Origin of the sequence: Xanthomarina maritima, from assembly GCF_008084905.1 — a bacterium.
GTDB lineage: Bacteria > Bacteroidota > Bacteroidia > Flavobacteriales > Flavobacteriaceae > Xanthomarina > Xanthomarina maritima.
Window position 1 is genome coordinate 24,890 of the sequence record NZ_VSFC01000009.1, and the last position, 21,008, is coordinate 45,897.

Here is a 21,008-nt window from a genome sequence, read left to right on the forward strand (position 1 = left end):
TTCAATATTATTTATTTGCTATTAAAATAAATAATAACTAATATCTTTAATTTTTATTACTTGACCAAGTATATAGGAAAATTCTATTACACTAATTATAAACAATAACAAATAAAAAAGCGAATCATATATAAAACTGATTATCAGTAATTATACGATTCGCAATTAATTGAAATATTATGATATCTCTGTTTAATTTCGAGCTTTTAGCTTTTCTAATCTCTCTTTATGGTAGTCGTTACCACTTATCTTATAGGCTAAAGCTACATATTTTAAAGTGTTTTTATAGTCAGTTATAGCTTCGTAATAATCTGCCATAGAATCATAAGCATTAGCGCTTTTTGGGTAATATTTAATAGCTTGTTCAAAATACATTTTAGATTTGTCTAATTGTTCCATGTCTATATTCATATAACCTAACATATTAAATAAATATTCTGGGTATGGAGGAACATGATAACTAAAATGTTTTTTCAATTTTTCTTCCCGATGATTAATAACGTTTAACAATTCTTCTATGGATGTTTCTGGACTATTGATTTTGTCCATGCTTTCCATTTGAAACCATTCAAAAAGTGCTATCAAACCATCTTTTATAGAAGGCTGTGGAATAGTTCCATGTAAATCGTTAGGATAAAACTGCCACTTATAAAACAAGGAGTTTTCCGGGTTTTCTTCTATAACATTTGAAAACATCATATTGGAACGAGCAAACAACGTATATTCTGATGTGTCTTGCATGACGTTGTCTATGGTTATATCAGCATTTTGCATGTGTAATTGACAACCTAAAGACATAAACAAACCTTTCCCTTTGTAATCATTTTTAAGAAAAATAGATTCAGCTTGCTTTAATAATTTCTGGTCGTCCCAATCTAAACTTGGATCGATGCTTATATAGTTTTCAAATAATTCAGGTTTATTTAATAAGGTATAGATTGTAAACAATCCTGCATACGAATGACCTATTAATGTTCTATAATTAGTAACTGGATATTTTCCTTCTACATAAGGTATAAGTTCAGTTTTAATAAACTCTAGGAAATTATCTGCTTTGCCATTTTCTTTATTATAAGGCATTCCACGTCTTGATGTGATTTTAGACGTTGTTAAATCTCTCGTTCTGTTTTCAGCATTAGAAATACCAACTATAATCATTTCTGGCATAAAACCTCCACTGTAATAATCATGAACATTAACTGCTGTTGGCAAGAGTACATCGCCATCTAATATATAAACAACAGGATAAGTCTCTTCTGTTTTTGATTGATAACTTTCTGGAATATGAACATAGATCTCTCTAGATTCATTAAGAACGTTTGAAAACAAACTATCCTTTTTCCCTATTTGATACAAGTATTCTGTTTGTGCACTAACTGTTAGTTGAAAAAAAACACAAATAAAAATAAATACAACTGTTCGCATATCGATTTGATTGATTTATGTTAATTAGTCCTTTTGTAATCCTCTTAAAATAACAATTCCAATTCTAGCAATAATAAAAGTCAATAAACCAAATGTTGCTGTTAACAGAGACACTTTAAGTCCTCCTGCAAAAATAGATGGATCGGCATTTCCCATAGCTTCTATAGAATCGAAAGCAGTAATTAACCCGATGACTGAAGAGAAAAAACCAATAGCTAATCCTAATAAACTGGTATCAACAGCTAAATTTAGCATGCGTTTGGAATTTAGCATATTAGATTTAAGGCTTAAAAAGCCTTTCACAATAAAGAATAAAGACAACAATAAACAAATTAAAATAAGATACATAAAAGAACCTCCTTCGCTCATTCTATCTGTTAAAGGACTTAATGTAATAACTGCTTCTGGAAATAATACTAATAGTTTCATAACTGATGGGTTTTAAATTAATGATGTGTCAAACTTACTGGAGAAGTTTGGATAAAAAACTTAAATGCGATAAATAACCAAATTAGCAAAGGAATTAACATCTGGTTGAAACCCTTGCTAATTCCGTTATTCATCTACAAATAATGAAATCACTTAAAAAATATGGTATTATTGTAGCATAAATTGTTTACATGTTTACCAAAAAAATTATATTAAAAACAATAACTCGTGTGTTTCTTCACATCCTTTTTTGGTGTACTGTCCTGTTATTCTTCACTTATTTTTTTGGTTCTGGTAGTGATAATTTTAATAACACCTTACTGTTTTCCTTGTTTTTAATGCCTGTAACCATTGCAACAACTTATGTGTCGATTTATAAACTAATTCCAGAATATTTAGTCACCAAACGTTATTGGCAATTTGGTCTATACAGTTTATATACATTAATTATTTCGGGTTATCTTATTATGGTTTCTATTTTTTTTAGCCTGATTTATCTGGCTAATTTTGAATATACCGACATGAATCCCATTACCAGAAACATCTTGTTGGTAACAACTAGCGTGTATTTGGTTGTTATAGTTGTTAGCGCTTTTAAATTGCTAAAATTGAATTTAATTCAAGCCGAAAACACTAAGAAACTGGAAACTAAAATTCTAGATACGCAACTAAAACTAAAAGAACAGGAACTGAATTACCTAAAAATGCAAATTCATCCACATTTCTTGTTTAATACTTTGAATACCATGTATGGTTTTGCGTTAAAAAAAGCTGATGAAACACCAGAAATGATTTTAAAACTCTCAAACTTGTTAGATTATTTGCTCTATCAAGTAGATAAACCTTTTGTGTTACTTACTGAAGAAATAAATCATATAATAGATTATATTGAGCTTGAAAAATTGCGATTTAACAACACGTTGGATGTCACTTTCCATACTGAAAACATCTTAGAAAGCGCTCAAATAGCTCCTATGCTCCTACTGCCTTTTATTGAAAATAGTTTTAAACATGGTCATATAAAAGATGGTGTGTTAACTATTAAAATTGATTTATCTTGTACTGAAGAACATATTGTTTTCTCTATTGAAAACACAAGCTCCAAATCGGTAACCAGTGATAATGGTATTGGTTTAGAAAATATGCAAAAACGCTTGGATTTACTGTACAAAAACAAATATGAACTAAACATAGACGATTCAAAAAACCTATTTAAAGTAAACTTAACATTAAGTACAAAGTAATTGAGTAAAACTAAAAAAATATCCTGTTTAATTGTCGATGATGAGGCCATTGCTAGAGAAATTATTGCAACACATCTCTCTAAAATAAGCAATATCCATATCGTGGCAAGTTGCAGCAATGCCATGGAAGCATTTAATGAGATTAGTAATAACGACATAGATTTAGTCTTCTTGGATATTAACATGCCTGAAATTTCTGGAATTGCTTTTGCTAAGTCCATAAACAAAAACATAAAAATTATTTTTACTACAGCTTATCGAGATTATGCAGTGGAAGGTTTTGAGCTTCAAGCTGTTGATTATTTACTAAAACCCATTTCCTTTGAACGATTGTTAAAAGCTGTAAACACCTATTTTGAAGTTTATAGTGATTCTAAAAACAAAGATTCTCTAGAAATAGAAAGCAATCATTTTATGTTCGTTCGTTCAGACAGACGTATGATTAAAATTGATTTCGATACCATTATTTACATTGAAAGTTTTAGCGATTATATAAAAATCCATTTAGCAAATGAAACTATTGTCACTCGTGAAACCATAAGTGCTATTGAGGCCAAACTACCTAACAAGCAATTTATTAGAATCCACAGATCGTTTATTATAGCTTTGGCATATATATCTTCTTTTACCAATGAGCATATTGTTATTCATGGACAAGCTTTAACTATCAGTAGAAGCTATAAAAAGGAGGTTTTGGAGTTGTTGGAGAAATATTAAAAAAATAAGTTTCGTTTATCGTTTAAGAAAGAGCACCTTAATTCCTTTTATACATTATTCTGACCTTTTTTGTCTTTTCAGAATTTTAACAATTCTATTATTTATGATTTCTGATAAGTTCCAATTGTACAATTTAGGATCAGTAGTGCTATAAAACTCAACAATTATAGCATCAAGGTCTTCGTGATATTTAGCAAAACTCTGATATCCAGGAACCCAACCTGCATGTTCATATTTATAAATGGAGGCATATATTTCTTGTTCTCCTGATTCAAACAATGATCCATCATTCAATGCTCTTAGGAAAGTACCTACGTCTTCTGCTGTAGCTAACATGCCATGTTCGTCTTGTTTTAAATCAAAGGGATGTCCAACATGATAGCCACTCATTACATCCTCCAAATTCACTTCGTTGAGTGAACCGAAGGTATTTTTAAGATTTAGCGGCATGAGTATTTCTTCCTGAATGAATTGAAAGTTATTATAACCTAGTGCGTCATCCATAATCTTATTGATTAAAAGATAATTTGTATTACAATATTCATAGTCTTCACCTGGTTCAAAGTTGGCCGACTTATCTAGAATCAATGCAAGACTTTCTTCATAGGTCTCAGTTGGAGCAGTCCAAAAATTTGGAGCGTCTGTAAAATTAGGAATGCCACTTCTATGCTGTAACATCAATCTCAAAGTTATTTTGTTTGAGTTTTCGATTCTTCCTCCAAGTTCCGGTAAATAATCAGCAATGGTTTTATCAAGAGAAAGCTGTCCATCACTCACCAATTTGGCAACAGCCACAGCATCATATAGCTTGCTAATACTGGCTAGTTTAAAAAGTGCGTTTGGTTTGGCAGGCACCTTAGTTTCTCGATTGTGCCACCCAGAAGCAAAATACTGAGGTGGATTACCAGCTTGGTCCACATAAACTATCATACCATCAAATCCATAACCTATAGCTTTGTCCATCTGTTCTTGAATCGTATCTGGTAGTGGAAGTATCCATGCTTTAACTAAAAGCCACGGTACAAAAAATAAGGAGGATATGGTTGCTACTATTAATACAATTTTAAAAATTCGTTTTGTTTTTTTCTTTGTCATAATACTTTTGTAGGTGACTTTATAAATTTCTAAAAAACGACTTGATAAGAAATCTTTTCAATGTTTTATATCTGATGACACCTATTCGCCGATAGACAGAAGCTAAGTTAAAATTTTAAATAATGAATCCCTATTGAAGTTATAAACAGTTATAAACAAAAAAGCCACCTTAATGGTGGCTTTATATTATGAGATTCCTGCTTTCTTAGGAATTTGTTAAATATGCAAAGCTCTATCTTCTGTAGCAGCTAATGCCGCTTCTTTAGTTGCTTCAGCAAATGTTGGGTGTGCATGAGACATTCTAGAAATATCTTCGGCAGAGGCTCTAAACTCCATAGCTACCACAGCTTCAGCAATCATATCTGCTGCTCTTGCGCCAATCATATGAACACCTAAAATTTCGTCGGTATTTTTATCGGCAAGAATTTTTACAAAACCGTCCAAATCCATACTGGCTCTACTTCTACCTAAAGCACGCATTGGGAATTGTCCTGCTTTATAGTCTACTCCTGCTTCTTTTAGTTGCTCTTCGGTTTTACCTACTGATGCTACTTCTGGCCAGGTGTAAACCACTCCAGGGATTAAGTTATAATCGATATGTGGTTTTTGTCCTGCAATGACTTCGGCTACCAAAGCGCCTTCTTCTGAAGCTTTGTGTGCTAACATAGCGCCTTTAACTACATCTCCAATGGCATAGATGTTAGATACATTGGTTTGTAGATGTTCGTTGACTTCTACCTGACCTCTGTCGTTTAACTTAACTCCTGCAGCTTCGGCATTTAAACCATCTGTATATGGACGACGACCTACTGAAACCAAACAGTAATCGCCTTTAAATTCTACTTCCTCACCTTTTTTGTTATCGGCTTTTACTATGACTTCTTTGCCTTTTCTTTCAACAGACTTTACTTTGTGAGAGGTGTTGATAGAGAATTTTTGTTTCTTTAAAACCTTGTTTAATTCTTTAGACAAACCAGCATCCATGGTTGGAATAATGCGGTCCATATATTCTATAACCGTTACTTCTGCTCCTAGTCTTTTATATACTTGTCCGAGCTCTAAACCAATGACTCCTCCACCAATTACGATTAAATGCTTAGGAATTTCGGTTAGTTTTAAAGCTTCGGTAGAAGTTATGATACGTTCTTTATCGATGTTGATAAACGGCAGGCTTGAAGGTTTTGAACCTGTAGCAATAATGATATTTTTTGCTTCGATTTCTTCTTCTTTGTTGCCTTTAATAGTAATGTGCGTAGCATCTTTAAAACTACCTAAGCCTTGATAAACATCAATCTTGTTTTTCTTCATTAAGTAGTCGATACCACCAGTAGTTTGGTCTACAACGGATTGCTTGCGAGCAATCATTTGTTTTAAATTCACTTTAATATCGCCAGGAATATCAATTCCGTGTTCTTCAAAATGTTTAACGGCATCTTCGTAATGATGCGACGAATCTAAAAGGGCTTTACTAGGAATACATCCTACATTTAAACAAGTGCCTCCAAGAACGGCGTATTTTTCTATAATAGCAGTTTTCATTCCCAGTTGTGCGCAACGAATTGCTGCTACATAACCTCCAGGACCAGAACCAATAATGGCTACATCGTATGAATTCATATAAGTAATTTTATCAAGTTGTGTTAAAACGAGTACAAAAGTACGATATTGATTTATGAATTGCGAATGACTGATAATGAATTTTTCTATTGTTTAAGTTATAATAAATTAAGTGCTATCTAAAATTATTATAACAACAATTTTAGATAGCACATTAATGAAGTGAAGCAATAGTATTTTAATAGTTACTTCAAACTATTTTTTATTAACTAGAATGGTTTTAGATTCAGAAATTTCTCCGTTTGAAATTACCAATTCATATAATCCATTTTTTATTCCTAATAAAGAAAGTGCATATTTTCCATAAATATTTACTTGGTCTTGTTCTAAAACCAAATTACCATGTGAGATATTATATAGTTTTATATTGAAAAAGTGACTATCCTTTTTATTAGTGTTATACATAATATTTATATAATCAGAAGCTGGATTAGGAAAGGTTCTAATATCTACAGTATTTTCGACAACTCGTGATGTTAGGCCATTTCCATTAGTTATTTTTCTAACATGACCAAGACCATCATATTCCGATACATATAAAGTATTACCTGAACTATTTGAAATAATACCAGATGGAAAAGCAAAAGTTGCTTCAGTTATATTTCCATCCATATATCCAAAGGTGCTCCCTGAATATATTTCTACATCATCAACTCTTCTTGGGTCAATTTTATAAATTTTATGTTCTCCATAAACGGTTCCATATAAGAATCCTTGAGCATATGCTATAAATGATAAATATGGAACATAATTGTTTGGTGCAGGTACTGTTGCAACATATTCAAGTTCTCCGACTTTTGCAGTTAAGCGATAAATTGCTCTACCTAAATAATTACCTATATATAAATCTCCATTTGGACCATATGCTAATCCTACTGGTGTATTTAATGGTGCTCCTTCATAAAGTACTCTTACAGATCCATCTGTTACAGACAATTCAATGACACTATGTGTCACTACTTCAGTATATATCATGTTGTCGCTTTTATATGCTTTAATTAATCCAGAAGGATAGCCTTGAACCGGAAATACTTGTAATAAATTTCCATCACTATCATATTTATTAATGGACCCTTCACCATATGCAGCAACAAACACATTGTCTTCAGAATCTACAGCTAAACCATTTGCATATACTAGTCCTGTTACAAAAGGAGTAGAGTTTCCATCTGGAGTAATTTTGTAAACGACACCTCCATAAAAAGTAGATCCATATAAATTGCCTTGAGAATCTAATGCTAAAGCATCATCTACAATTGCGTCTGGGGAATCTAAATAAGTAGTAACTGTCTGTGAGTTGGCACTAATAGTAAATATCACTAGTAGCAACATGTAAAAATTTTTCATAATTGATTTCATTTAAAATTAATATTCTATTAAATAATTGAGACTTAATATGTCTTTGCGTTTCTTAAAATTATTAACTTCTTTAACTGATTATTTGAAATATGATGCCAGACAACTTTATTTTGTTGTAAACGGTTTGAATTTTGAGGTGAATAACATTTTAGCTTAAATAAGGCTCTATTCATAATATGAATTATCCGTTTTTTTTATATAAATTGGACAAATACAAATGAAAAACAACACTTTATAAATTTCTTATAAATGAAAATTTCAACATTAATAATTGATGATGAACCTTTAGCAAGATTAATGATTGAAAGACTACTATTGCCTAGAACAGAATTTGAAATTATTGGTCAATGCGGAACAGGAAAAGATGCTGTTAATATGATTAATCAATTCAAACCAGATTTAATTTTTTTGGATATTAAATTAAAAGACATGACTGGTTTTGATGTATTAGAAGCTATTTCAATAAACTCACCTATAGTTATTTTTGCAACAGCTTTTGATACGTATTCTTTAAAAGCTTACGATTATTTTGCTTTTGATTACTTATTAAAACCTTTTAATGAGGACCGTTTTTATAAATCTCTAAATAAAGTTATTGAAACTTTTAAATCTAAAGACACAGACTTTTTACAACACAAAATTCAATCTCTTTTAGATTATATACAACCCAAAGAACAAAAAAATAACTTGCTTAAAAAAACCATTCCTGTTCCGTTAAAAAACAAAACTACTTTTATTGAATCTGATAAAATTATTTATATAACAGCTTCTAATAGTTATATAGAAATATTTACCAACGATAAAAAATATTTACTTCGTAATTCAATGTCTAATATAATGATAGAATTACTTGATAGTAATTTTTGTAGAATTCATAGATCAACAATAATAAATATAGAATACATAAAAGAGCTTATACATTCTAATTTTGGTGAGATTGATGTTAGAATGAAGGATATGAAACAATTTAGAATTAGTAGAAGTTATAAAAAAGAGTTTTTAACAAAAATAGGTGTTAGAAAATGAAGAAATATATTGATAAAAAATTATTCTACATTTTATTAGGTTATGTTTTACTTTACCACATTTATTTTATTTCTAAAGGCATAATATTAAAGCTTAATCACATAGGTGTTTATCATAAATTAAGTTGGAAAGAAATTGTAATAGACCCAATAATTACCAACCTACTTATAATACCTCCAATAATAGTATTAATAATACGGGTTACTAAATTAATGTTTGATAGGCATTACAAATGGAAATATGTTGTATTGATGCATTTTATATTTTCATTACTCTACATTATCACTATGTACATATTATTATACATCTATCAAATTCTTACATTAAAAAGAAGTTTGGATTCTATAAATATAAAAGATTTTTTAATCGAAGCTTTTGCGAATTCGAATCTCCATTTTCTTGGGTATGTTGGTTTTATAAGTATTATATACTGTTATTATTATATAAATAAAATTATAAAAATAGAATTACAGAAAATACAGCTTACCCAACAATTAACAAATGCTAAACTAGAAATGCTGAAAGCTCAATTAGATCCGCATTTTTTATTTAACACGCTTCATAGTATATCTTCTTTAATAAAAATAGATCCAAATAAAGCACAAAACATGATTTCTTATTTAGGAGATCTTTTACGGGAAATTATTGTAGTTAAACATGAAGATACTATTCCATTAGAACGCGAATTAGTAATTGTAAATAAGTATATAGATATAATGCTTATTAGATTTTCAGATCATTTATCTATCAAAATAAAGATCGATGATGATGTAAAGAAAGCTTTAATCCCAAGTTTGATGATTCAACCAATTATAGAAAACTCGATTAAACATGGATATTCATCAAATAACACAGATTTAGAAATAATAATTAATGTCTTTAAAAAGAAAAAATACCTTATTATTAATATTGAAAACAATGGGAAGCCTTTAGATAAAAATAAAAAGCTAAATAAAGGTATTGGAATTAAAAACAGTATTGAACGGTTAAAAACTCTATACAATGACAATTATGATTATAAACTTAAATCTCTAAAATCCAATAAAGGAGTAATAACAACTATAAAAATTCCCTTACAATTCTAGTTTTATTTTCTACTTAAAATGACTTTATAATAAACGAACAATCATTTATAATTAAAAAAAGAGCAACACTAACATTTAAGTTAAGTTGCTCTTATATTTAATAATCCTCCCTAAGAACTAATTAATAGCAATACAAAAATGGGACTCTTTTGAATGTCTTGCAATACTCAAATTGAGTAATTGTATTAAATATAACTCTTATTTATTTTAAGCATGCCTATTAATTCGCCAGTTGAAGAGATATTTAATTTTTTTAAAATATTTCGTCTGTGGGTATCTACTGTGTTAGGACTTATATTTAAGCTTTCGGCAATTTCTTTACTGGATTTATTTAAGGTTAATAGCCTTATAACATCGCGTTCGCGATTGCTTAATCCATTGGTTAATAGTTTTTGCGAAAAGTTATTGAAATACTTGGTTTCGTATTCGTTATTTTTATTTAAAAGCTTAGCAGTAGCTGTAATTGGAATTTTAACTTTTGGGTCTATAACTGTATAATGTGCCAAACCTATGATGGGTTTCATGTCTGAATCGAACTCTAAAGGTGTGGTATTCTGAATGATGTTTACATAAGTATCATCTGCGCTTTTAAGTCTATAATTCCAAGTGTAACTCATGCGCTGCCTATTATCTAAAGGAATTTCGGCCATGGTATAAATCATTAATTCGTTTAAAGCTTTAAGCCATAATTCGATATCTTCAGGATGAATCCGGTTCCAAAAGTTACGCATCCCTTCTTTTAATAATTCATCTTTATCAAGTCCTATACAAGTAGTCATGTTTTTACTAATAAATTCAAACGTTAAATCTTGTGTGTTTGTAATACAGAAAAATGTCGAGCTATAAGGTAAATAGGTGTCTAGCTCTATTATCTTTTTAATATGGTGAGTCAGGATAGGATGATCATACGACTTAAAAATCTCGTTATAAATATTTTTAATGTTTTTTAAAAGCATGTATTAGGGGTTGAATATTTATTGCAATATAAACTAATTAAATGTTAATAGCTGTAGTATGCTTTACTTCGTTAATTACAAACATGCTATGTGTACTTCCAATATGATTGATAGATGTTAATTTATTAACCATAAATTCTCGAAAGGCTTCCATGTCTTCCACAATAACTTTTAATAAATAATCATAGTCACCACTAATGTGATAACACTCCATGACTTCTACTAAATTAGCAACTTCTTTTTCGAACTTCACCACATAGTTCTGGGTGTGCTGAATGAGTTTGATATGGCAGAAGGCAACAAAACTTTTTTCTACTTTTTCCTTCTTCACTAAAGCCACATACTTAGATATAACACCTTGGTTTTCTAGCTTTTTAATACGCTCATAAACAGCTGTAACAGATAGATTTAATTTATTGGAAAGCTCTTTATTTGTTTGTTTACTATCTGCTTGTAAAAGCGCTATCAGTTTTTTATCTATGGCATCGAAAATCATATTGAAAAATTTTCAGTTTAAATGAATAATATCTATCTAAACAGTATTAATATTCTACAAATATAGCAATAGATAGATTTATAATCTGAATAATTACCTACTCATTGATTATTTATCTAAAATACTTGATATTTACATCCATATAATCTTAAAACTAATAGCATTATGGCATTTAAACCAGCAAACAACATACAAGACTTACAATATTTTGGAGAATTTGGAGGAGTAAACCCCTCTATTTCTGATTCCTCAACCTATACCTTTTTATCGGCCAAAACCATGTTCGATACCTTTGAAGGTAATGCCGATGGTTGCTATTTATACTCCAGACATTCATCCCCTTCTAACCTGTATTTAGGTGAAGCTTTGGCTGCTATGGAAGGCACAGAAACTGCGAATGTAACTGCTTCTGGAATGGGAGCCATTACACCAGTTATTATGCAACTTTGTGGCGCAGGAGATCATGTGGTCTCCAGTAGAACGATATATGGAGGAACTTACGCCTTTCTTAAAAATTTCACACCTAGATTTAATATTCAAACCAGTTTTGTAGATATCACTAAATTAGATGTGGTTGAAGCTGCCATTACGCCAGATACCAAAGTGCTTTATTGCGAGTCTGTAAGTAATCCGTTATTAGAAGTAGCAGATATTGCAGGATTGGCCAAATTAGCTAAAAAGCATAACTTAAAATTGGTTGTGGATAATACCTTTTCGCCTTTATCCATTTCGCCTGTACAATTAGGTGCAGACATCGTAATTCACAGTTTAACTAAATTCATTAATGGCTCTAGCGATACCGTTGGTGGAGTTGTTTGTGGTACCCAAGAATTTATTAACGATTTACGTAATGTAAACGATGGCGCTTGTATGCTTTTAGGATCTACAATGGATAGTTTAAGAGCTGCTTCGGTATTAAAAAACTTAAGAACACTGCATATTAGAATGCAGCAACACAGCTTAAATGCAACCTATTTAGCTGAAAAATTTGAAGCTTTAGGATTAAAAACGGTTTATCCAGGATTGGCTTCGCATCCATCTCATAAGTTATTTAAGTCTATGATGAATGAAAAGTATGGTTTTGGTGGCATGCTAACCATAGATGTTGGGTCTTTAGATAAAGCCAATGCCTTAATGGAATTAATGCAAGAGAAAAACTTAGGATACTTGGCAGTAAGCTTAGGGTTTTACAAAACCTTGTTCTCTGCTCCAGGAAGCTCTACCTCTTCTGAAATCCCTGAAGATGAGCAAAAAGACATGGGATTAAGCGATGGGTTAATTCGTTTCTCCATTGGTTTAGATGCAGATATAGAACGTACATTAAATACAATGAAAGCTTGTATGAAGGAATTAAACATCTTGTAATTAATCGTTTCCTTTAAGTCGTTTCCAGAAAACAGATAAATCCTCACTTGAAGGAGGTTTACCATAAAAAGGGAGACCATTCAAACGTTCTCCCTCTTTTTTTACAGAAAAACTAAATATAGAGGAGTTTGGATCTTCCATATTAAAATAAGGATATCTTAAATCGTTATATCGAAATGTATTTTCTTCCAGAGGAATTAAATTATAATAGCCATTACTAAACCATGAAAGTGTTTGAATATCTTTATTTCCCTCTGAAACTAGTTCATGGTTTTTAGGCAACTGTTTCCAATTCTCTACTCTTGAAGCTCTATCTAAAATAGAATAATAACCAACATAATAAGATGTTTCTGTTTCGGCAATGCCATACCAAAGCACATTGTTAAAAAATGTTGGTTGGGTTTGAAATCTACTGAATGCTATGCCATCATCTATTAAAGAATCTTTAAAAACTGAATTAACATACCATTTATTCAAAATAGTTAATAGCATATAAAACGTACTAACAGTTAAGCCAAGCCTTGCTAAAAATAATCGTTTGTTTGAGTTCCTTTTGTAAAACATTACTGCAATAAAACACAACAGAAAAGGTAAAGTATAAATAGGGTCTACTACCGAAATAGCATTTAAAGCCACTCGATAATCTGAAAAAGGCAAAAACAATTGCGTACCATAGGGAGTAAAGCTATCTAAAATAGGATGAGTAAAAATAGACAGGAAAAACAACCAAATCCAGTTTTTCCTATTGGTTGTGCCCAAACGTTTACCTCTATTATAGAGCCAATAAACAAATGCTCCTAAAATGAAGGCGGCTAAAATAGCAAACACAATAGAATGCATAAAGCCTCTATGAAACGCCATTCTATCAATTTCGTTAATGTAGAAAAGTTTTGCTAAAAACACATCCATATCAGGAATGGTACCACCAATAGCTCCAAACAATAAGGCCTTGTTGCCTATTTTTTTTCCTAATGCAACTTCTCCACAAGCAGCACCTAGAACAATTTGTGTTAATGAATCCATGTATGGTTATAAATATGAAAAACAAATGTACACAACTTAATCGATTTGCATAGGTAAAGTGAAAATCGTAACATTACAATCCTAAAAAAACTAACTAGAAAAATGCAAGACGATAAAAACCTTTCTGAAATTGAAATAGAGGATCAAACAATCATTGAAAATAAGGAACTTAGCATTTGGGAAGCCTTAATTCCAGTTGTTCTATTAATGTTAATGTTAGCTTATAACATCTTTTATGCAGATGGAGAAGCCTTAGGCGAGTATTCCAATCAGTTTATTTTATTAATTGGTGGTGGTATTGCAGCCATAGTTGGTTTCTTTAATAAAGTTCAAATTAAATTAATGATCAAAGAAATTTGGGAAAACCTTAAAAGTGTTTTTGTACCCATTATGATTCTCTTTTTGGTTGGTGCTTTGGCTGGAACTTGGTTAGTTAGTGGTGTCATTCCTGCCATGGTTTATTATGGTTTACAAGTATTAAGTCCTGCTATCTTCTTGCCTGCTTCAGTAATTATTTGTGCTGTTATTTCTATTGCTACGGGTAGTTCTTGGACCACTTCTGCAACAGTTGGTATTGCATTAATTGGTATTGGAAGTGCTTTAGGAATCCATCCAGGAATGATAGCTGGTGCAGTTATCTCTGGTGCTTATTTTGGAGATAAAATGTCTCCTTTAAGCGATACAACCAATCTGGCTCCTGCTATGGCTGGTACAGATTTGTTTACACACATTCGCTACATGACATTTACAACTGTGCCAACCTTAATAGTGACTTTAATAGCTTTTAGTATAATTAGTATGTCTATTGATACAACAGGAAGTGCAGATTTAAGTAGTTTATTAAGGAGTATAGATAATACGTTTAATATAACACCATTATTATTTATTGTTCCATTAGCTGTTATAGCACTAATCCTATTAAAAACAAAGCCATTAATTGCATTAGGAACTGGTGTTCTATTAGCTACTGTTTTTGCTTTTATTTTTCAGCCTAATATTTTAGACGGTTTAGCATCTTCTAAATTTGGATCCATCATCAATGCCATTTTAACAGACACTCAAATTACCACAGATAATGAAAAGCTAAATGACTTGTTTTCTGCTGGAGGAATGAAAGGCATGTTATGGACTATATTTTTAATTTGCTGCGCTATGGTTTTTGGAGGCATCATGGATGCCATAGGTGCTCTATCGAGAATTACAAAAGCATTATTATCTGTTGCTACAACAGTATTTGGTCTGTTTGCAAGCACAGTTATTAGTTGTTTAGGATTAAATGCAATTGCTAGCGATCAATATCTAGCAATCGTTATACCTGGAAAAATGTTCAAAAAAGCTTATCAAGATAAAGGATTGGCTCCTGAAAATTTAAGTAGAACTTTAGAAGATTCAGGTACTGTAACTTCCGTATTAATTCCATGGAATACTTGTGGAGCTTATCAATCAGGTGTTTTAGGTGTTAGTGTTGCAGAATATTTCGTATATGCCATCTTTAACTGGTTAAGTCCTTTTACAACCTTATTCTTTGCAGCCCTTCAGATTAAAATCAGACAAATCTCTTCAAAATAGTATTTATTTATTGTTTTTTTATTTCATTATAAACAAAAATTATAGTGAGATAAAAAATTAAGATTTGATTATTCTAAAATCATCTCTTTGTGGACTATATTTGCAATAAAGAAATTTATTAATAATTAAATATAAAACACATGGCATTTGTAGGTAAAAAATTCCCAAATTTAAACGTTGACGCAATGAACGAAATGGGAGACACTTTTAAAGTAAACGTATTAGAAGAAGCAATTAATAATAACAAAAAAGTTATTTTATTTTGGTATCCTAAAGACTTCACATTTGTATGTCCAACAGAATTACATGCATTTCAAGCTGCAATGGAAGAATTCAAAAAACGTAACACTGTTGTTATTGGAGCATCTTGTGATACACCAGAAGTACACTTTGCTTGGTTAAACACGCCTAAAGATAATGGTGGTATTGAAGGTGTAACTTATCCAATTTTAGCTGATTCTAACAGAAATCTTGCTGCAACATTAGGGATTTTAGATATCACTAACGAACAATATAACGAAGAAACTGGAATTGTTACTGTAGATGGAGATAATGTAACTTACAGGGCTACATATTTAATTGATGAAGAAGGAACTGTTTTTCATGAAGGTATTAACCATATGCCAGTTGGAAGAAACGTCAATGAATTTTTACGTTTAATAGATGCTTACTCTCATGTTCAAAATCATGGTGAAGTTTGTCCAGCTAACTGGGAAGAAGGTAAAGATGCCATGAAAGCGAATGCGAAAGGTACTGCTGAATATTTAGCTTCTCACTAAAAGTAATAAATTCCAATATTAAAACTACAAATTCTATTCGACACATATTGGAATTTGGAATTTGATATTTTAAAATTGAATAAAATATGGTACAAGAATTAGATCAAGATAATTTACAAGATATAATAAACAATAACGACACTGTAGTTGTTCAATATTCAGCAACTTGGTGTGGTAATTGTAGAATTATGAAACCAAAGTTCAAAAAATTAGCTTCAGAAATGGAACAAACAGCATTTGTAATTGCTGATGCTGAAAAATTTCCAGAATCTAGAAAATTAGCAACGGTTGATAATTTACCAACTTTCGCGACTTTCAAAAAAGGTGATTTTGTAAATCAAGTTCAAACTAACAAATTTGAAGTTTTAAAAGAATTGGTTGACAATTTAAATTAAACTATATGAAACTAACAATAATCAAGCACTTAACACAATTCATTGAAATTAATGATGAAGATTTTGTTGTAGAATCTATTGAAACTCTTGAAGCTTTAACAGAAGTAACTTCATTAAAAGATGAGGAACTAGATGTTATTGGCGAATTGATTTCTAATATGTATGGAGCCCTTGAAGTGAATAAAATGATAAAAGATGGTACACCAAAAAAAGAAGCCTTAAATAACTTTATGAAACGTGTACTTGGTTCAATAGATAAATAATTATTATTACACCTTTATATCTAAATAAAAAAAGCCTTTTCTAACCGGAAAAGGCTTTTTGTTTTAAGCAATTATCACTACTTTTAACTTCATTAAAAATCAAAAATTATGGCAAGAGTAACTTTAAAAGGAAACGAAATACAAACATCTGGAACACTTCCAAAGGTTGGAACAAAAGCACCAGATTTCAAACTTACAACCACAGAACTAAACACCAAGTCGCTATCAGATTTTTTAGGCAGCAAAGTAGTATTAAACATTTTTCCAAGTGTAGATACAGGAACATGTGCTCAATCCGTAAGACAATTTAATCAGGAAGCTGCTGAATTAGAAAACACTAAAGTATTATGCATCTCTAGAGATTTACCCTTTGCTCTAGGTCGATTTTGTGGTGCCGAAGGATTAAATAATGTAACTTCACTTTCAGATTATAAAGATGGATGTTTTGGAAAAGATTATGGTTTAGATTTTACTACAGGTCCTCTAGAAGCATTACACTCAAGATGTGTTATCGTTTTAGATGAAAATGGAACTGTAAAATATACAGAACAAGTTTCTGAAATTACAGAAGAACCTAATTATAAAGCTGCTCTCGAAGCTTTATTAGATGACTAAAAAAGAGTCTTTTTTTATTAATAGAATTAAAAGTATAAAATATGCTTTTAAAGGTGCTGTACTTTTAATTAGTACAGAATCTAGTATTAAAATTCAAATATTTATTGGAATTATAATGACAATCATTGGATTTATTGTAGGTCTTAGTCCTACTGAATGGATCTTACAAACTTTAACCATTGGCCTTATAATTTCAATAGAAAGCATCAATACTGCAATAGAAGAAATTGCCAACTTTATTCATCCGGAATATCATCCAAAAATAGGATTTATTAAGGACCTTGCTGCTGGAGCTGTTTTTATATTTGCAGTTATAGCAATAATCATTGGTTGTATCATTTATATTCCTAAGTTTTTTTAAATACTTTTACCGTTAGGATAAACGTTAGTAATTTGTATTTTTGTTGCATTGTGAAAACCATGCAATCTTAATGTGTATAAAAAAGATTTCTGTTTTTTCGAATAATACTTATGGCAAAAAAGAAAACCAAAACAACTAAAGAAAGTAAACCTAAATTAAAAGCCCCAAGTTTTAAGTTATCTAGTCAGCAAAAACTAGTACTAGGAAGCTTTTTAGCAATTTTAGGTCTGTTACTATTTATTGCATTTGTATCTTATTTATTTACAGGAAAAGCAGACCAAAGTACCCTTAACGAGTTTGCAACTCGAGAGGTAAAAACTGAAAACTGGCTAAATAAAACTGGTGCTTGGCTAAGTAACTTTTTTATATATAAAGGGTTTGGTGTTGCTTCGTTTATATTTTCAGGTCTTATCTTTCTTTCTGGTGTGTTTATTTTAACTAACTCTAGCTTAATAAAATTAAGAAAGCATTGGTTTTGGGGAACCTTTATAGTTATTTGGTTGTCAATTCTTTTTGGCTTTTTTGCTGATTCTTTAGATACTTTAGGTGGTACTATTGGTTTTGAAATGAATAGCTTCTTACAAGACTATTTAGGAAAAATAGGAACCTCTCTCCTACTTGTGTTCTTACTAATTATCTATTTAGCTATTAGATTTAAAGTGACTGCAGATACCTTTAAGAACATGTTTCAAAGAGCTTCAAAAGATATCAAACAAGAATTTAAACCTTCAGATGAAGACATATCTATTCCTATTGACAATGACCTTACTGCTGAAGCTGAGGAAATTAAATCAGCATTCGATTTAGATTTAAAAACTATTTCTGAAGATAAAGAAGAAATTACTCAGAAAGAAATACCTAAACCAGAACCAAAAGATTCCAAAGAAGAATCTGAAATGACTATTGAAGTAGAAGAAGTTGCTGAAGAACTTTCAGAAACTGATAACTTATCCAATAAGCTAGTTGAAGATTTTGGACTATTCGATCCAACACTTGAATTAAGCAATTATCAATTTCCGTCCTTAGATTTATTAAAAAAATACGATTCTGAAGGTATAACTATCAATCAAGAAGAGCTTGAAGAAAATAAAAACCGAATAGTAGAAACTCTTAGTAACTACAAAATTGGAATTGCAAGTATCAAAGCAACTATAGGACCAACAGTAACACTTTACGAGATTGTTCCAGATGCTGGGATTAGAATTTCAAAAATTAAAAACCTAGAAGACGATATTGCTTTATCGCTTTCAGCATTAGGTATCAGAATTATTGCACCAATTCCTGGAAAAGGAACTATTGGTATCGAAGTGCCAAATAAAAATTCGACGGTAGTATCTATGCGTTCTGTAATTGCTTCACAGAAATTCCAGAAATCAGACATGCAGTTGCCAATAGCTTTAGGTAAAACCATTAGCAACGAAACTTTTGTAGTGGATTTAGCTAAAATGCCTCACTTATTAATGGCTGGTGCAACAGGACAAGGTAAATCGGTTGGATTAAATGCCGTTTTAACCTCCTTACTTTATAAAAAACATCCTGCTGAAGTAAAGTTTGTTTTAGTCGATCCTAAAAAAGTAGAACTTACGCTATTCAATAAAATAGAACGACATTATTTAGCTAAACTTCCAGATAGCGAAGACGCTATTATTACAGATAACACTAAGGTTATCAATACATTAAATTCACTTTGTATTGAAATGGATAACCGTTACGAAATGCTTAAAAATGCCTTGTGTAGAAATATTGCTGAATATAATGCAAAATTTAAAGCACGTAAACTAAACCCAAATGATGGTCACCAGTTTTTACCATACATAATATTAGTAGTCGATGAGTTTGCCGATTTAATTATGACAGCTGGAAAAGAAGTAGAAACACCAATTGCCAGATTAGCACAATTAGCTCGAGCCATTGGAATCCATTTAATTATAGCAACTCAAAGACCTTCTGTAAATGTTATTACTGGTATTATTAAAGCCAATTTCCCTGCACGTATTGCTTTTAGAGTAACCAGTAAAATTGATTCCAGAACTATTCTAGATGGCTCTGGAGCAGACCAATTAATTGGTCGTGGAGATATGCTATATACGCAAGGTAACGATTTAGTACGTATTCAATGTGCTTTTGTAGATACACCAGAAGTAGAAAAAATAACTGACTTTATTGGTTCTCAAAAAGCCTATCCAGATGCCTATTTGTTACCTGAATATGTTGGTGAGGAAAGTGGCACAAGTCTTGATATAGATATCAACGATAGAGATGATTTGTTTCGTGATGCTGCCGAAATTATAGTAACAGCACAACAAGGGTCTGCTTCTTTATTACAGCGTAAGCTTAAATTAGGTTATAATCGTGCTGGCAGACTTATAGATCAACTTGAAGCTGCAGGAATTGTAGGAGGCTTTGAAGGTAGTAAAGCCAGACAGGTATTAGTCCCTGATTTAACTGCACTAAACCAATTATTAGACAACGAAGGCAAAAAAAATTAAAGCCTTTAAAATATTTTAAAAAATGAAAAAAATAACCTTAATTTTTACCCTCTTCATTTATGGATTTTCTTTTGGGCAAGATAGTAAAGCTAAAACGCTATTAGACGAAGTCTCTATAAAAGCTAAAAGCTATGATAATATTTCTATAGATTTTAAATATGTGCTAGATAATTCTTCAGAAAACATCAAACAGGAAACTCGTGGAGATGTTGTTATGCAAGGAGACAAATACCGATTAAATATTTTAGGTGCCACCCGAATATTTGATGGTAAAACCTTATACAGCATTAGTCCAGATGATGAAGAAGTTACTATTTCTTCAGATGTTTCAAATGAAGATAGTAACATTACACCTAGTAAAATGCTATCATTTTATGAAGAAGGTTATACTTATAAAATGGATATTATTCAAGATGTTAAAGGAAGAAAAATTCAATATGTAAAACTAATACCTATTGATTCAAACTCTGAAATAAAAAATGTGTTATTAGGCATTGATGCGCAAACCAAACACATCTATAATTTAATTGAAATAGGTAAAAATGGTACAAAAACCACTTTAACTGTTAATTCTTTTAAAACAAACGAACCAATCTCGAAATCCTTATTTACTTTTGACAAGAACAAGTATAAAGATTACTACATTAACAAATTGGATTAGGTGACTTTTGAAGCTTTTAGATAGATACATACTAACCTC

21 protein-coding genes are annotated in these 21,008 nt (G+C 30.9%); 13 read left to right on the top strand and 8 right to left on the bottom strand.

Annotation, left to right across the window (positions count from 1 at the left end; genetic code table 11):
* Positions 1-192: 192 nt before the first annotated feature.
* A complete protein-coding gene (locus FVF61_RS01380; protein ID WP_148452486.1) occupies positions 193-1,425 on the bottom strand; it encodes an alpha/beta hydrolase-fold protein in 1,233 nt (410 codons plus the stop codon).
* Between the two features lie 24 nt (positions 1,426-1,449).
* A complete protein-coding gene (locus FVF61_RS01385; RefSeq protein WP_148452488.1) occupies positions 1,450-1,854 on the bottom strand; it encodes a MotA/TolQ/ExbB proton channel family protein in 405 nt (134 codons plus the stop codon).
* Positions 1,855-2,045: 191 nt separating this feature from the next.
* On the opposite strand from FVF61_RS01385, the gene FVF61_RS01390 reads away from it, so the two are divergent.
* Positions 2,046-3,098 carry a sensor histidine kinase gene (locus tag FVF61_RS01390; RefSeq protein ID WP_199757246.1) on the top strand — a complete coding sequence of 351 codons (1,053 nt, stop codon included), beginning with the start codon at positions 2,046-2,048 and terminating at the stop codon, positions 3,096-3,098.
* A complete protein-coding gene (locus FVF61_RS01395) occupies positions 3,099-3,815 on the top strand; it encodes a LytR/AlgR family response regulator transcription factor (protein ID WP_148452490.1) in 717 nt (238 codons plus the stop codon).
* Positions 3,816-3,869: 54 nt separating this feature from the next.
* On the opposite strand, the gene FVF61_RS01400 is transcribed toward FVF61_RS01395, so the two are convergent.
* The 3 genes from FVF61_RS01400 to FVF61_RS01410 form a co-directional block, all read right to left on the bottom strand.
* Positions 3,870-4,910: a serine hydrolase domain-containing protein gene (locus tag FVF61_RS01400; protein ID WP_148452492.1), complete on the bottom strand. Its 1,041-nt coding sequence runs from the start codon at positions 4,908-4,910 to the stop codon at positions 3,870-3,872.
* Between the two features lie 216 nt (positions 4,911-5,126).
* On the bottom strand, positions 5,127-6,527 hold the full coding sequence (lpdA, locus tag FVF61_RS01405) for a dihydrolipoyl dehydrogenase (RefSeq protein ID WP_148452494.1): 1,401 nt from the start codon (positions 6,525-6,527) through the stop codon (positions 5,127-5,129).
* Between the two features lie 195 nt (positions 6,528-6,722).
* Entirely contained in the window at positions 6,723-7,874 is a 1,152-nt protein-coding gene (locus FVF61_RS01410) for a T9SS type A sorting domain-containing protein (protein ID WP_148452496.1), read from the bottom strand.
* Between the two features lie 261 nt (positions 7,875-8,135).
* On the opposite strand from FVF61_RS01410, the gene FVF61_RS01415 reads away from it, so the two are divergent.
* Entirely contained in the window at positions 8,136-8,912 is a 777-nt protein-coding gene (locus tag FVF61_RS01415; RefSeq protein ID WP_233586638.1) for a LytR/AlgR family response regulator transcription factor, read from the top strand.
* Positions 8,909-9,997, top strand: a complete 1,089-nt coding sequence (locus FVF61_RS01420; RefSeq protein WP_148452498.1) for a sensor histidine kinase — start codon at positions 8,909-8,911, stop codon at positions 9,995-9,997. Before FVF61_RS01415 ends, FVF61_RS01420 begins: the two co-directional genes overlap by 4 nt.
* Before the next feature lie 185 nt (positions 9,998-10,182).
* Here the strand turns inward: FVF61_RS01420 and FVF61_RS01425 are convergent, their stop codons facing one another.
* Complete coding sequence (locus FVF61_RS01425; protein WP_148452500.1) at positions 10,183-10,953, bottom strand: LuxR C-terminal-related transcriptional regulator; 771 nt, start codon at positions 10,951-10,953, stop codon at positions 10,183-10,185.
* 37 nt (positions 10,954-10,990) lie between these two features.
* Entirely contained in the window at positions 10,991-11,449 is a 459-nt protein-coding gene (locus tag FVF61_RS01430) for an Lrp/AsnC family transcriptional regulator (RefSeq protein WP_148452502.1), read from the bottom strand.
* A gap of 165 nt (positions 11,450-11,614) precedes the next feature.
* On the opposite strand from FVF61_RS01430, the gene FVF61_RS01435 reads away from it, so the two are divergent.
* On the top strand, positions 11,615-12,814 hold the full coding sequence (locus tag FVF61_RS01435) for an aminotransferase class I/II-fold pyridoxal phosphate-dependent enzyme (RefSeq protein WP_148452504.1): 1,200 nt from the start codon (positions 11,615-11,617) through the stop codon (positions 12,812-12,814).
* On the opposite strand, the gene FVF61_RS01440 is transcribed toward FVF61_RS01435, so the two are convergent.
* Positions 12,815-13,837 carry a metal-dependent hydrolase gene (locus FVF61_RS01440; RefSeq protein WP_148452506.1) on the bottom strand — a complete coding sequence of 341 codons (1,023 nt, stop codon included), beginning with the start codon at positions 13,835-13,837 and terminating at the stop codon, positions 12,815-12,817.
* A 102-nt stretch (positions 13,838-13,939) separates the two neighbouring features.
* On the opposite strand from FVF61_RS01440, the gene nhaC reads away from it, so the two are divergent.
* The 8 genes from nhaC to FVF61_RS01480 all read left to right on the top strand — a co-directional run bounded on the left by nhaC (position 13,940) and on the right by FVF61_RS01480 (position 20,969).
* Positions 13,940-15,406 (top strand): Na+/H+ antiporter NhaC, encoded by a 1,467-nt coding sequence (nhaC, locus tag FVF61_RS01445; protein ID WP_148452508.1) that lies wholly within the window; start codon positions 13,940-13,942, stop codon positions 15,404-15,406.
* Positions 15,407-15,546: 140 nt separating this feature from the next.
* Positions 15,547-16,185 carry a peroxiredoxin gene (locus tag FVF61_RS01450; protein WP_148452510.1) on the top strand — a complete coding sequence of 213 codons (639 nt, stop codon included), beginning with the start codon at positions 15,547-15,549 and terminating at the stop codon, positions 16,183-16,185.
* Between the two features lie 86 nt (positions 16,186-16,271).
* On the top strand, positions 16,272-16,580 hold the full coding sequence (locus FVF61_RS01455) for a thioredoxin family protein (RefSeq protein ID WP_148452512.1): 309 nt from the start codon (positions 16,272-16,274) through the stop codon (positions 16,578-16,580).
* A gap of 5 nt (positions 16,581-16,585) precedes the next feature.
* Positions 16,586-16,843 carry a DUF6952 family protein gene (locus tag FVF61_RS01460; protein WP_148452514.1) on the top strand — a complete coding sequence of 86 codons (258 nt, stop codon included), beginning with the start codon at positions 16,586-16,588 and terminating at the stop codon, positions 16,841-16,843.
* Between the two features lie 108 nt (positions 16,844-16,951).
* Entirely contained in the window at positions 16,952-17,458 is a 507-nt protein-coding gene (gene tpx / locus FVF61_RS01465; RefSeq protein WP_148452516.1) for a thiol peroxidase, read from the top strand.
* The gene (locus FVF61_RS01470) at positions 17,451-17,819 is read left to right on the top strand and encodes a diacylglycerol kinase family protein (RefSeq protein WP_148452518.1); all 369 of its coding nucleotides are present in this window, start codon (positions 17,451-17,453) and stop codon (positions 17,817-17,819) included. Before tpx ends, FVF61_RS01470 begins: the two co-directional genes overlap by 8 nt.
* Before the next feature lie 110 nt (positions 17,820-17,929).
* Positions 17,930-20,308 carry a DNA translocase FtsK gene (locus FVF61_RS01475; protein WP_148452520.1) on the top strand — a complete coding sequence of 793 codons (2,379 nt, stop codon included), beginning with the start codon at positions 17,930-17,932 and terminating at the stop codon, positions 20,306-20,308.
* 22 nt (positions 20,309-20,330) lie between these two features.
* Complete coding sequence (locus tag FVF61_RS01480) at positions 20,331-20,969, top strand: LolA family protein (RefSeq protein ID WP_148452522.1); 639 nt, start codon at positions 20,331-20,333, stop codon at positions 20,967-20,969.
* Positions 20,970-21,008: the final 39 nt, after the last annotated feature.